Annotated in this window: 14 protein-coding genes, 1 pseudogene and 1 riboswitch; of the genes and pseudogenes, 4 read left to right on the forward strand and 11 right to left on the reverse strand. The window is 56.8% G+C overall.

The window, feature by feature from the left end:
* Window positions 1–48: 48 nt before the first annotated feature.
* From nadD to MUN79_RS00550, 7 genes and pseudogenes are all read right to left on the reverse strand, one after another.
* Entirely contained in the window at window positions 49–633 is a 585-nt protein-coding gene (gene nadD, locus MUN79_RS00520; RefSeq protein WP_244675885.1) for a nicotinate (nicotinamide) nucleotide adenylyltransferase, read from the reverse strand.
* Window positions 630–1,213: pseudogene (gene gmk, locus MUN79_RS00525) on the reverse strand (guanylate kinase). The gene nadD and the pseudogene gmk overlap by 4 nt, the downstream one beginning before the upstream one ends.
* A gap of 9 nt (window positions 1,214–1,222) precedes the next feature.
* A complete protein-coding gene (locus tag MUN79_RS00530; RefSeq protein ID WP_244675886.1) occupies window positions 1,223–1,513 on the reverse strand; it encodes a hypothetical protein in 291 nt (96 codons plus the stop codon).
* A gap of 21 nt (window positions 1,514–1,534) precedes the next feature.
* Window positions 1,535–2,173, reverse strand: a complete 639-nt coding sequence (locus tag MUN79_RS00535) for a sigma-70 family RNA polymerase sigma factor (RefSeq protein ID WP_244675887.1) — start codon at window positions 2,171–2,173, stop codon at window positions 1,535–1,537.
* 78 nt (window positions 2,174–2,251) lie between these two features.
* Window positions 2,252–3,211, reverse strand: a complete 960-nt coding sequence (locus MUN79_RS00540) for an O-antigen ligase family protein (RefSeq protein ID WP_244675888.1) — start codon at window positions 3,209–3,211, stop codon at window positions 2,252–2,254.
* Between the two features lie 348 nt (window positions 3,212–3,559).
* Window positions 3,560–4,498: a glycosyltransferase family 9 protein gene (locus tag MUN79_RS00545; RefSeq protein WP_244675889.1), complete on the reverse strand. Its 939-nt coding sequence runs from the start codon at window positions 4,496–4,498 to the stop codon at window positions 3,560–3,562.
* Window positions 4,499–4,595: 97 nt separating this feature from the next.
* On the reverse strand, window positions 4,596–5,372 hold the full coding sequence (locus MUN79_RS00550; protein ID WP_244675890.1) for a glycosyltransferase family 2 protein: 777 nt from the start codon (window positions 5,370–5,372) through the stop codon (window positions 4,596–4,598).
* A 149-nt stretch (window positions 5,373–5,521) separates the two neighbouring features.
* Here MUN79_RS00550 and MUN79_RS00555 point away from each other — a divergent pair, with 149 nt between their 5' ends.
* Window positions 5,522–6,727: a hypothetical protein gene (locus MUN79_RS00555; RefSeq protein WP_244675891.1), complete on the forward strand. Its 1,206-nt coding sequence runs from the start codon at window positions 5,522–5,524 to the stop codon at window positions 6,725–6,727.
* 39 nt (window positions 6,728–6,766) lie between these two features.
* Here the strand turns inward: MUN79_RS00555 and ahcY are convergent, their stop codons facing one another.
* From ahcY to MUN79_RS00570, 3 genes are all read right to left on the reverse strand, one after another.
* Window positions 6,767–8,086, reverse strand: coding sequence for an adenosylhomocysteinase (gene ahcY / locus MUN79_RS00560; protein ID WP_244675892.1), 1,320 nt, complete (start codon window positions 8,084–8,086; stop codon window positions 6,767–6,769).
* Between the two features lie 125 nt (window positions 8,087–8,211).
* The gene (locus MUN79_RS00565; RefSeq protein WP_244675893.1) at window positions 8,212–8,397 is read right to left on the reverse strand and encodes a hypothetical protein; all 186 of its coding nucleotides are present in this window, start codon (window positions 8,395–8,397) and stop codon (window positions 8,212–8,214) included.
* A complete protein-coding gene (locus MUN79_RS00570; protein WP_244675894.1) occupies window positions 8,394–8,960 on the reverse strand; it encodes a DUF4397 domain-containing protein in 567 nt (188 codons plus the stop codon). The genes MUN79_RS00565 and MUN79_RS00570 overlap by 4 nt, the downstream gene beginning before the upstream one ends.
* A 185-nt stretch (window positions 8,961–9,145) precedes the next feature.
* Between MUN79_RS00570 and MUN79_RS29755 the strand changes: the two genes are divergently transcribed.
* The 3 genes from MUN79_RS29755 to MUN79_RS32235 are packed head-to-tail and all read left to right on the forward strand — an operon-like array spanning window position 9,146 to window position 10,992.
* Window positions 9,146–9,277, forward strand: a complete 132-nt coding sequence (locus tag MUN79_RS29755) for a hypothetical protein (protein ID WP_262922963.1) — start codon at window positions 9,146–9,148, stop codon at window positions 9,275–9,277.
* 41 nt (window positions 9,278–9,318) lie between these two features.
* A complete protein-coding gene (locus MUN79_RS00575) occupies window positions 9,319–9,750 on the forward strand; it encodes a hypothetical protein (protein WP_244675895.1) in 432 nt (143 codons plus the stop codon).
* A 33-nt stretch (window positions 9,751–9,783) separates the two neighbouring features.
* On the forward strand, window positions 9,784–10,992 hold the full coding sequence (locus tag MUN79_RS32235; protein WP_445991687.1) for a hypothetical protein: 1,209 nt from the start codon (window positions 9,784–9,786) through the stop codon (window positions 10,990–10,992).
* A gap of 163 nt (window positions 10,993–11,155) precedes the next feature.
* Here MUN79_RS32235 and MUN79_RS00585 read toward each other — a convergent pair whose 3' ends face one another.
* The gene (locus MUN79_RS00585; protein ID WP_244675896.1) at window positions 11,156–11,758 is read right to left on the reverse strand and encodes a DNA-3-methyladenine glycosylase; all 603 of its coding nucleotides are present in this window, start codon (window positions 11,756–11,758) and stop codon (window positions 11,156–11,158) included.
* 79 nt (window positions 11,759–11,837) lie between these two features.
* Window positions 11,838–12,063, forward strand: a riboswitch (cobalamin riboswitch).
* Window positions 12,064–12,126 lie beyond the last annotated feature (63 nt).

Genomic DNA, 12,126 nt, shown 5'->3' on the forward strand with positions numbered 1-12,126 from the left:
AAGCCCCGACAGTTAGCTGCCGGGGCTTTTTTATGCTAATGTACTTTGTTAGCGCCAGAAACCCTTCTCCAAAATCTGGGCCTCTACGGCTTCCGGTACCAGATACCGAATTGACTTGCCGGTGTGCACACAGTCCCGGATGAAGGTAGCTGATATGTCCAGCAGGGGCGCCTCTACTACCTGCACACCGGGGTGAGCATTAACGTCGGTAGCGTCTACTCCGGGTCGAGGATACACATAAACGGCGTACTCAGCCAGGATACGGTCGGCTTGCTTCCAACGGGGTAAGCCCGGCAGGTTGTCCTCCCCCATGAGTAACACAAAGCTATGGTCGGGGTAACGCCGGTGCAGCTCATCGAGGGTATCGATGGTATAGCTGGGCTTGGGCATGGCAAACTCAATGTCCAAAGCCCGCAGCCGGTCGTTGTGCTGAATTGCCAGGCTAACCATATCAAACCGCTCCTGCTCGCCCAGCATCTCCTGCCCTACCTTAAATGGGCTTTGGGGCGACACGACTAGCCACACCGCGTCCAAGTCGGTGTGCGTGGCCATGAAATGCGCCAAAATCAGGTGGCCGGTATGAATAGGATTGAACGAGCCGAAAAGCAGTCCTATTTTAGGTGCTGATTTCACAAAATGGCGGGCTCGGCAGTAATAAAGTCCCGTACTAGCTTGGCAGCCTGCTCAGTGGCATGGTCTAAGTCGTCGTTAACGACTGTGACATCAAACCGGTCCTCGAAGGTGAGTTCGAAGTTGGCTTTGTAGAGACGGGCTGAAATACTAGAAGCTGAATCAGTAGCGCGGGTGCGCAGGCGCTCTTCCAGAATCTCCAGGGACGGGGCTTTACAAAAATGGCTAGGGCCCGGTCCTTATAGAACTCCTTAATGCTAAGGCCGCCTTTTACATCCACGTCCAGAATGGCATGTTTGCCGCTTTCCCAGATGCGCTCAATTTCGGATTTGAGAGTGCCATAAAAGGCCCCTTCATACACTTCCTCCCATTCCACAAACTCGTCGTGACGAATTTTCTCTTGGAATTCCTGGACGGAAATGAAGTAATAATCTTTGCCATTGGCTTCGGTGCGGCCGCGCTTATCACGCGTACAGGCCGAAATGGAAAAGCTCAGCTCCGGAATTTGTTCCATAAGCCGGTGGACGATAGTAGTCTTACCGGCACCGGAAGGAGCCGAAAAAGCGATGATTTTACCCTGCATGGGGTAAAATTAGGCCATTTCTGCTTGAACGCGCGCTAAAATTGTTTGCGAAAGCGAAGTTGGCACGCCTTTCCGCCCTACATGCTGGGACAGAAAGTCGATGAAAATCTGCTGCTTGCCGATGCTATCAAAGCAAGGGGAGCAATCTTCGGCATGGTTAACAAAGTATTCTTCATCTTCCACGCTAGGCTCTTGGCCTACGATGATTTGGTCGAGAATTGTATTCACGCGTTCACAATCGGCCCCTTCCACTTGAGAAGCAGCTTGCTGATTGGTTGATGTAGTAGCAGTGTTTTCCATAACCGAGCCCGGTATTAAAGTTTATTCGTTTTCGTCCTCAACATCAGAGCCATCGATATCGTTACCGTAGCCCATTGATTTTGCGTATTTTTCTAATTTCTCCTTTAGAAAATTGCGCGCCCGGTGCAAGCGGGAACGGACAGTCCCGATTGGAATGTCCAAGACTTTGGCCATTTCCTCGTAAGTAAACCCTTCCAGGTCACAGAGGATAATGACGGTGCGAAAATCAACCGGCAGCGAGTTCAGGGCGCTGGCCACCTCATCACCGATAAGGTCGCGCACGGCCTGCTGCCGCATGTCGGACGACGTGCTACCCGCGTCGCCTTCGGACTCCACGTCTTCCGTATTGTAGTAGCCCTCTATTTCGCTGTAGTCAACTTTAGCGGGCTGCTTGCTTTTTTTCCGGAAGTCGTTGATGAACGAATTTTTCAGGATGCGAAACAGCCACGCTTTGGCGTTGGTTCCCTGCTCGAAGTACTCAAAGAAGCGGTAGGCCTTCAAATAGGTCTCCTGGACGAGGTCGTTGGCGTCGTCTTCATCGAGTGTGAGGCGGAAGGCAAAGTTGTACAGCGAATCGAGCACAGGCATCAATTCCGCCTGAAAACGGCGGTCTTTTTCCTCTTTGCTCAACTTCGGAACCCGTTCGGGAGAATCGCTCATGGGCGCTAAAAGATTGCGGCTACGCTAGACTAAAAAATAGCAGCCGTGTAAACAAATGTACAGATTATACTAATCCGCTCAAGAAGGGTTTTGTTGGGCAGCCTGCACCTGCCTTTCCATACTCACTACGAGAAAGCCGTAAAGAAATACGAAAAGGTTGAAGCCGATCTGAACTTCCAACAAGGAATCGACCAGCATAGCGGCCCCAAGAATCACTAGGAAATGCACTACGTACGGGTTCTGCCGCATTGCGGGTTGCAACAGCGGCGTAAGAAGCACCAGTAACCAGAGGAATAAGCCCAGTAGTCCACTTGCAACCAAGTAGTGTAAGTACTGATTATGAATCATAGGCCGGTGTTCGGAGCGCAGCCCGTAATCCTGCCAAGCATATTCCTGCATCATGGCGTCGAAGGCATCGGCTGGGCCCACGCCCAACCACGGACTGCGCGCGGCGACGTCCTGGGCGGTTTGCCAAGCAGCCAAGCGCTGCGACAGGGAAGAAGTATTGATATCCCGGCCTTCCCGAAACTGCGTTACATCGTGAAGGGAGCCCCAGAAACGGCGCTGAATAGAAGGCAGGCTCTCATAGGCGGCATAAGGCACCACCACCAGACAAGTCAACAACCCTAGTCCGACCAGGAGCTTCCGTTTCAGAATTACGACCAACACCACATCGACCAGCAGCGTAGTGTAGAGCGCTAGGAGCCCTGTGCGGTAGGCCAGCACGTGCAAAACCACGGCCGACGTGAGGGCTGCGCCGCGCAAGATCCAGCGCAGAAGCGCCGGGGCAGTGGCTTCGCGCTGCAGGAAATAACCAAAATACACGCCCAGCACCAGCATGATGCTGAAGTGAATATGGAAGATGCGGGTTACGGAGGCAATATTCTGCCCAGTTTCGATAAGGCGGTTGGCTTCTGTTGGATTGAGCAGGTATTTGCCCAACGTAGCAAGACCAATCAAAGCGACGCCAACTGTAAAAAAGCAGCCTACACAGTAGCGTTGGAGCCGGGTCAGGGGAACTGCCAGGGCAAAAGCCAACGGAACCCCAGCAGTGGAAGCTGGCGAAAAACCTCATGCCGCCAGACGTCCCAAGCAGACGTATAGAAGCCACTAATCAGAAGTAAAGCATATAGCAGAGCCAGCCGGATGGCCGCTCCATTGCGCAGCCACCGCGGTATTTGCTGCCGGATATCAGGATTCAGGAACGCTGCAACCACCGCCGCTACCGGGCTCAGAGACACCAATGCCCGTGCGGCAAACAGCCCTACCACACCGGCCAGGCAGGCCACCAGCAGCAGGTATTGAGAAAGCCGACCATCGTGGTAGGCACTACGCAACGTATTCCCGGGAGGAATGTGTCATATGCAGAAGAAAGGCGCAATAACGTTAGGATAAGCCAGAGGGCAGCGGCGGCCAGCCAAGAACCTGATGGGCTACCTGCAGAGGCGTAATGGCTTTAATGCAGGCACAGGTACTAGGTTCCTGGCGGCAGTCGGAACAATCAGGCCGGTCGAAGACCAAGTATTCGGCATGGGTTCCGAGCGGGGCCCACCGGCCGGGGTGCGTGGGCCGCATGGGCGGGTACAAACCCAGGGCATGCCGGCCCAAAGCGGCTGCCAGGTGCAATGGTCCCGTGCTGGCTGCAACCAGGCCATCAGCAGCCGCTATGCAGCCGAGCAGCTGCGCCAGGGACAACTGCCCGGTCAGGTTGCCGGCCAGGTAGGCGGCGTGTTGCTGGAGCCAATCGGTCAGCTCTTCCCCTTCGGCGGCAGTGCCGGTAACAAACACCCGGTGCCCCGCCTCATGGAGCAGCTTAGCTAGAGTGCCGAAATGCGTAAGGCCCCACTCCCGGGCACTACCGCGGGACCGAGGGTGCAGAACGATGTTGAGCTGCCCGGTAGTGCGGGCCTGCAGAAGCTGCTGCACCGGTTCCGGAAGTGACGCCGTGGCCTGCAGCTTTACCAAGGACGCTAACTCTGCCAACGGCCACTCCTGGGAGAATCCCAATGGCAGTAGCAGCTTTGCGTTGAGCTGAGCCTCGTGCAGCAGCGAGTTGCGGCGGCTCAGGGACACCAGCCGGTTGCAGGTGAGCCAGTGAATCCACCGGTTGCGGGTACCGATGCGCACGGGAATGCCCGCTTTTTGCGCTATCCGGGCCAGTACCTTGTGGGGAAACACGTGCACAATGGCTTCCGCTTTGTATTGCCGCAGAGCGGCTACCTGTTCAGCTTCGCTGCGCTTGAGCAACTCGTCAACGTTCAGAAAATCATCAACCCAGGGGCAGGCCTCCGCTACAGCCTGCGTGTAAGTACGGCCTATGAGCACGACCCGGCAGCCGGGACTTGCAGCTTGAGCAAGCCGCATATGGGAAGCGTCAGTACCACGTCGCCAATGGCATCGGTACGGCTGATCAGGAACGTTCTCATATGGGCAAGGCGGCAGGAGCCGGTTTGGTACGCAGCTTGGCGAACTTCAAGAAAACACCCCAGGCGGAAATCGTGGCAATGCACAGCCCGGCAAAACCGTCGAGGAAGCCCAGACGGAAAAAATAGCCGTGCACAAATTTCCACAGGGGCTTGAGCAGCAGATGAAACAGGCCCACCCGGGTTTTGCCCCGCAGGGCCAGCTCAGCGGCCGAAATACTGGTAAAGCGGTTGAGCTGACTCACGTGCTGCTCCACAGAATGGTAGGAATAATGCAGCGCGTCGCCGGCCAAGGCCCCCACCGACTGCCCGGCTGCTACCTCAAACCGCTCGTGTAGCAGCAGGCCCTCCCACTGGCCCAGACGCCGGTCGTAGAGGCGTAGCTTCCGGTCGGGGTACCAGCCTCCGTGCCGCACCCAGGTGCCGCAGTAGTTGGTAAGCCGGGCCAGGGTGTAGCCCGCGTGCTGCCAACTGGCTTTTACCTCCCGAATGGAGGCCCGGAGCTCATCGGTTAGCACTTCGTCGGCGTCGAGCTGGAGCACATGGTCGTAGCGGGCCTGGGCCGTGGCGTAGTTTTTCTGCTCGACGTAGCCAGCAAACGCGTGCTGAACAACCCGCGCCCCGTGCTGACGGCAGATTTCCACGGTGCCATCAGTGGAAAAGGAGTCAACAACTACCACGTCGTCGGCCACGTCCTGCAGTGCGGCAAGGCAGCGGCCAATATTGGCTTCCTCGTTGAAGGTGATGACGACGACCGAGAGAGAAATGGGGAGCATAAGGCGTCAAATATCCGGATTTGAGTTCAGCTTCTTGCTTTTGGACACCCCTAAACCGTACTTTAAGATACGTTTGGAATACTTTGCCCTGACTCAATTCTCAAAAGCATTTCTCTTTACTCCTGCTCTATTTCGCAACTCTACTCTTAATGCTTACAACCCAACCGCCGGAAGTCCGTCAGGAGTACGGCACTGCTAAAGGCTGGCGCCTGTTCATATACATTATCATTCCACCCCTGATTCTGGGACTGCTGGCGGTGCCTTTTCTGCTGTGGCAAGACGACGACCAGCTTGGCCTCACCATCGGGGTAACCGTGGGAGCCATTGGCATGGCGCTGTTTTTGGGCTATGGCCTGCTGGAAACTATTCAGGGCAGGCACATCATTACTGCCGACAAACTTATCTACCAGGGCGTGTTGCGGCGCAAGGAATTGCCGCTGGCTAATATCAAAGGGTTTCGTATTGATGAGCACTACACCCACATAGTGCCGATGAGCCCTGCAGATCCTAAAATCCGCATTGGCTACACCAGTGAGCAATATAGCGCCATGCAGCAGTGGTTTGCTGCTCACTACCCCAATCTGGATGTGCAGGAGCAGCAGGAAGCAGCCGCCCGCCTGCTGCAGGAAGAAGACTTGGGGCGCACTGTAGAAGAGCGCGAAGCAACCCTGGCCACAGCTAGCCAGGTAGCAAAAGTGGCCAACATTGCTGGCGGACTGGTAGCGGCCTGGCTTTTTCTAGAGCCCCAGCCTTATCAGTGGGCCATAGCCGCCGGACTGGCCCTGCCGCTGCTAGCTACGGTGCTGCTCTGGCTGCACCGGGGTGTAATTCGGCCCGACGAGGTAAAGAACAGTGCCTACCCTTCCATAACCGTGGCGTTCCTGATGCCGGCGCTGGCGCTGGTAATGCGGGTGCTAATGGACTTTGAGCTTTTAAGCTATGCCCCGCTCTGGCCTGTGGCCGGCACCGTAGCCGTGCTGGTAGCCTTACTGTTGCTGGTAGGGAGCCAGCCATTTATAGCCCGTAACGACTCCCGCGCCTCCTTACTGCTATCCTGCATAGCCTACGCTGCCGTGTATGGCTTTGCGGCCGTAATTTCTTACAACTGCACCTTCGACGAAAGCCAAGGCGCTACCTACGATGTGCAGATTCTCGACAAGCACAAAAGCTCGGGCAAAACCACTACGTATTATGTAAAGGTGAGCCCGTGGGGCCGCGCACCACGGCTGAGGACGTCACCGTATCCGAAGACTTCTACGAAAGCGCCCAACCCGGCACCAAAGCTCAGGTTCTGCTGCAGCCGGGGCATTGTCCATTCCTTGGTTTACTATTCTAGAATAAAAAAGCCCGCCTGAAATAAACAGGCGGGCTTTTTTATAAAGGATTAAACGGGCTTAGTAGCGGTACAGGTCCGACTTGAACGGGCCTTGTACTTCCACACCGATGTAGCTGGCCTGCTTGGGCTGCAGCTCGTCGAGCTCCACGCCGATTTTGGCCAGGTGCAGACGGGCTACTTTCTCGTCGAGGTGCTTGGGCAGGGTGTACACCTTGTTCTCGTAGGCGGCCGAGTTCTGCCACAGCTCCAGCTGCGCCAGCGTCTGGTTCGTGAACGAGTTCGACATTACGAACGAAGGGTGACCCGTAGCGCAGCCCAAGTTTACGAGGCGGCCTTCAGCCAGGATAATTACTTCCTTGCCGTCGATGCTGTAAAGGTCAACCTGTGGCTTCACCGTGTCTTTGGTGTGGCCGTAGTTGTTGTTGAGCCAAGCCATGTCGATTTCATCGTCGAAGTGACCGATGTTGCAGACGATGGCCTTATCTTTCAGGGCACGGAAGTGCTCCTCGGTGATGATGTCGCAGTTGCCGGTAGCCGTTACCACGATATCGGCCTCTTTAATGGCATTGCTCATCTTCTTCACCGCGTAGCCGTCCATGGCTGCCTGCAGGGCGCAGATGGGGTCAATTTCGGTCACGATAACGCGGGCGCCGGCACCACGCAGGGAGGCAGCAGTGCCTTTTCCTACGTCGCCGTAACCGGCCACCACGGCAATCTTGCCGGCCATCATCACGTCGGTAGCGCGGCGGATAGCGTCCACGGCCGACTCTTTGCAGCCGTACTTGTTGTCAAACTTCGACTTGGTAACCGAGTCGTTGATGTTGAAAGCAGGCATGGGCAGCGTACCGTTTTTCACGCGGTCCAGCAGGCGGAGTACACCCGTTGTGGTTTCTTCCGAAATGCCTTTAATGCCGGCGGCCAGCTCGGGGAAGCGGTCCAGAACCATGTTGGTCAGGTCGCCGCCGTCGTCCAGAATCATGTTCAGGGGCTGACGCTCTTCGCCGAAGTACAGCGTCTGCTCGATGCACCAGTTAAACTCCTCTTCGTTCATGCCTTTCCAGGCATACACCGGAATACCAGCGGCGGCAATAGCAGCAGCGGCGTGGTCCTGGGTAGAGAAGATATTGCAAGACGACCAGGTAACATCGGCACCCAGCGCGATAAGCGTTTCGATCAGAACCGCCGTTTGAATGGTCATGTGCAGACAGCCGGCGATGCGCGCGCCTTTCAGCGGCTGGGAAGCACCGAACTCCTCACGCAGGGACATCAAACCCGGCATTTCGGCCTCAGCCAACCGGATTTCTTTGCGGCCCCATTCGGCCAGCGACATGTCCTTTACTTTGTACGGAACGTACGTATTCGTCGTGGTTTCAACCATGATGCAGAAGATATTTGCGATTCAACCACAAAGATACGGTTTTTGTTCGCGGGCTTATATAAGACAAAAAAGCCCGGACCATGGCGGTCCGGGCTTTTGATTCTGAGAGCTGATTTCTGCTCAGCTTAGTTATGCTGCAGCAAAAAAGCTTTGGGCTTGCGCTCGGGGTCGAGGTTGTTGACGTCGCCGCGCACGATGACCGAGTAAATTTTACCGGCTTCGTAGGTTTTGGTACCGGTACCGCTGCCGCTGCCATCACCTACCTGATAGATAGGCAAGCTCGGGTTGCCAGCCGACACGGCCAGATTCAAGGGCCGGCGTTGATTTCAATGAAGCTGGAAGCACCGGGGAAAGTTACGTCCGGAATAATATCGGAGTATCCCACGGCCAATTGCTGGCTTAGGCGCAGCGGCCCAGTCGAGGCCATAGCCAGGTTTACCAGGCGAATCTTGGCTTTGCCAGTGGCCGGCGCCGTCAGGTCGTCGACTACCTGCAGGCCAGCCCCGGCAGTAGTAGCGTTGGGCGTATACAGGAAGTAAGAATAGCTCTTGTCCTTCTCGATGCTAAGGGAAGACGGCTGGGTAACGACGTTCTGCCCCGAGGAGGCCACGTTTACCTTAAACGTCTGGGCGCCCGTGTTGATGTTCTGGTAAGAACTGCTCTGCCCGTAGGAAAGCTGCGCTTTTTCGACATCGTTGGCCAGCACTTTTACTGGTACGTTCAGGCTAGCAGCACCATTCACGATTACGATTCGGCCCTGGTCGGGGGCGGGAGCCGGCGAATCATCGTCCTTGCCGCAGCCAGCAAAAGCCAATACAGCGGGTACGGCTGCGAGGAAAATACGGCGCTGCAGGATGTTTAGTAAGGTTTTCATAAGCAGAGAAAAAAGGTAGGTGCAAATTCAACTGCCGACAGAACGTAAGACTTAGGGCTTTTGTTGGATGGGGGCAATAAACTTTTTCTAGACGAATAGGATTTTTTCCTCGACCAACGGTCTAGTGAGCTATTGTACAGAGCGCTATATTTGCATTCACGCCTATTCTACCTTTGCAACCCTCCATGTCAGCTCTTCGTCGCACTACTTTCGTGCTTGGCCTCTCTTTGTCTTCTTTGGCCGGTTTTGCCCAGCAGGCACCTACTCCCGCTCCGCCCGCCATCCGGCTCAGCCCGGAAGATCAGGCCCGGGGCTGAATGGCCCGCAGCGGAATTTCTTCTTTCAGGCCGGTGACGGCATGCGGGAGGAAGATTATAAGAATGCCGGCTTTTTCGGGCAGCGTCTGCGCCCGTACCTGAAAGGCAACGAGGAAGCTCTGGCCAGCCTGAACAGCTACCGCCTGCACAAATGGCTGTACCTGGGCGAGCGGCTGACGTTTGTGGGTGCCGTAGCGCTCTACAGCCAGCAGGTACTGGCCGGCGACGGCGACCAGCAGTATTTCCAGAATACTCAGAAAGTGGCTATTGGGGTGGCAGCGGCAAGTTTGTTGTCCAACATCCTTATTACCCGCCACACCAACGAACGGTTTCAGCGGGCCGTAGAGGCGCACAACGCCGGACTTTCGACGGCTCAGGGCAGCATGCTGAACCGGCTGACGCCGTCGTCTGTTGGAATAGCAGCAGCGCCTAGTGGCTATCCGCTGCTAGCTTTGCGCTGGAACGTGCGGTAAGCCGTTCGCGCTATTTTCCCGTAATTCCCCTTCATGAACTATCCGCTTCCTGCAGCGGCCCGGCAATACGTTGCCGACCATTTGCATGATGACCCTGCTAAACTAGCTCTGCAGGCCCGCCGATACCCGGGCCTGCCGGTGCCGGAATTGGTGCGCCAAATCCAGGCCCGCCAGAAAGCCCGTACCAAGCTGCCGGCCTGGGCCGATAACCCCGACCTGATATTTCCCCCGGCTTTGTCGGTAGAACAGGCTTCCTCGGCCCGCACCGCGGCTTTTAAGGCCAGCCTGGTAAGCGGGCAGCGGCTGGTGGACCTAACCGGCGGCTTCGGGGTGGATGCCACGCATTTTGCCGAGCAGATTCCGGAGGTGCATTATGTGGAGCGGGACCCGGGTCTGGTGGCTGTAGTCGAATACAACCTGGCCCAGCTCGGCATCACTAATATCAGCTGCCACGCCGGTGACGCGCTGAGCTTCCTAAAGAGCACACCCGATACGTTCGACTGGATTTATCTGGACCCGGCCCGGCGCAATCCGGCCGACAAGAAGATTTACCGCCTGCAGGATTGTGAGCCCGACGTGCTCCGTATTCTGCCCCTGCTGCTGCACAAAGGCAACCGGGTGCTGCTCAAAACCTCGCCGATGCTGGACATTGAGCAAGCGCTGCTGGAGCTTAAGCAAGTGCGCCGCCTGTGGGTGGTAGCCGTGGACAATGAGTGCAAGGAAGTGCTCTACGAGCTGAGCCCCGAGCCGGCTGTGGATCCGGAGCGCTACACCGTGAACTTGCTGCGTAATGGGCAGCAGCAGGAATTCCGGCTGAATAAAGCCCGCGAAACCCGCGCTATTGCCCGCTACGCCGAAGCTCAGGGCTACCTGTACGAACCCAATGTGGCAGTGCTCAAGGCTGGAGGCTTCAAGAGCGTAGGCACGGCTTTCGAGCTGCTTAAGCTGCATCAGCACAGCCACCTCTACACGTCCGACGTGCTGCGCGCCGACTTCCCCGGCCGAATTTTCCGCATCGTGGCTACGGAGCGTTACGACCGGGACGCCCTGCGGGCCCACCTCGGCCCGAAGCCCGAGCCCACGTCACGACCCGCAACTTTCCCGACACCGTGGCTGATTTTCGCCACCGTACCGGCATCCGGGAAGGTGGCAACCTATACATGTTTGCCACCACGGACCTGCAGGGCAGATTGGCGGTTTTGGTCTGTGAAAAGCTGTAGGCAGCACCATCTGTCAATGTGAGACGCAGCACGATTTAACCCTTTTACCAAAAAGCCCTAACGCCTGCTCAGGCGTTAGGGCTTTTCATTTTAGAGGGCTCAGCACATTTCAGAGGACGGATGGCCACGGCCTTCGGCCTCGCCATGACACGTTCTCACTATTTATTTCGTTCGCCTACCACTTCTCACTTTGCCGGACTGGTCCAGGGGCTGCCTTTGAGGCGGAAGCGCCAGGGCAAGGCGGCATCCGAGCCGGCGTAGTCGATACCGACGCGGGGGCTGGCAACGATTAACTCCTCGTGGACGGGCTCCTGGCGGTCTTCCATCCAGATCAGGTCGCCGGTTAGGTCGGTACCGTAGTGCTTGGTGGTAATGCCCAGAGCCTGGGTAAGCAGGCCGGGGCCGCCGGTCAGGTTGCGGGCCGAAGCCGTAAGGCCGCGGCGCAGCAGCATTTCCGGGATGCCCTCGGTGGGCTCCAGGCCCCGAATTAAGACAGCATCGGCTTTGCCGGCCTCGTTGGTAATGATGTTGAACAGCACGTAGCGGCCGTAAATGAGGTAGGTGTAGGCCACGCCGCCGGCTTCGTACATTACCTTGGTGCGGGCCGTGTAGCGGCCCAGGTGGGAATGACAGGCCTGGTCGTTGATATGGGCGTAGGCTTCCGTCTCCACGATTCGTCCGCCGGTGAGCACGCCGTCGATGGTGGTGAACAGGTATTTGCCGATCAGGTCGCGGGCTATTTGGACTACGTTGGGGCGCTGGTAAAAGGCCAGGGGCAGCTTGGGCATATAGAGTGAGCAGATAGGGAGTTTGACACCCAAACGGCTGACGGAGCTGAACGTTTGGCGGTGCATACTAAAAACGCCGTATCTTTGTCCCGTTATAGGTGGCCAGACCCCGATTGGGGCGAGGCTGAAAAGGGAATCCGGTTTAAATCCGGAGCTGTCCCCGCAACTGTACGCTTCGAGTATTGGTAGGCCCATTCTCGCCACTGTTTCGCCGAAGGCCGTTTCACCCGCTGAAACGACCCGAGAAATGGGAAGGCGGCCTACCGGGAGCAAGCCAGGAGACCTGCCTATACAAATTATAGTGTTCAGCGCTTTCGGGTGAAAGGCGGAGAATGATGACAGTGGCGGCCCCGGGTCGTTGATTTCCC

The organism is Hymenobacter cellulosilyticus (genome assembly GCF_022919215.1).
Lineage (GTDB): Bacteria > Bacteroidota > Bacteroidia > Cytophagales > Hymenobacteraceae > Hymenobacter > Hymenobacter cellulosilyticus.

Excerpts from the sequence above, each read along its gene's own strand:
- ahcY (WP_244675892.1), bottom strand. The coding sequence starts at position 8,086 with ATGGTTGAAACCACGACGAATACGTACGTTCCGTACAAAGTAAAGGAC.
- MUN79_RS32235 (WP_445991687.1), top strand. The coding sequence starts at position 9,784 with ATGAACTATCCGCTTCCTGCAGCGGCCCGGCAATACGTTGCCGACCAT.
- MUN79_RS29755 (WP_262922963.1), top strand. The coding sequence starts at position 9,146 with ATGTCAGCTCTTCGTCGCACTACTTTCGTGCTTGGCCTCTCTTTGTCT.
- MUN79_RS00570 (WP_244675894.1), bottom strand. The coding sequence starts at position 8,960 with ATGAAAACCTTACTAAACATCCTGCAGCGCCGTATTTTCCTCGCAGCC.
- MUN79_RS00555 (WP_244675891.1), top strand. The coding sequence starts at position 5,522 with ATGCTTACAACCCAACCGCCGGAAGTCCGTCAGGAGTACGGCACTGCT.
- MUN79_RS00535 (WP_244675887.1), bottom strand. The coding sequence starts at position 2,173 with ATGAGCGATTCTCCCGAACGGGTTCCGAAGTTGAGCAAAGAGGAAAAA.
- MUN79_RS00575 (WP_244675895.1), top strand. The coding sequence starts at position 9,319 with ATGCGGGAGGAAGATTATAAGAATGCCGGCTTTTTCGGGCAGCGTCTG.
- MUN79_RS00585 (WP_244675896.1), bottom strand. The coding sequence starts at position 11,758 with ATGCCCAAGCTGCCCCTGGCCTTTTACCAGCGCCCCAACGTAGTCCAA.
- MUN79_RS00530 (WP_244675886.1), bottom strand. The coding sequence starts at position 1,513 with ATGGAAAACACTGCTACTACATCAACCAATCAGCAAGCTGCTTCTCAA.
- MUN79_RS00550 (WP_244675890.1), bottom strand. The coding sequence starts at position 5,372 with ATGCTCCCCATTTCTCTCTCGGTCGTCGTCATCACCTTCAACGAGGAA.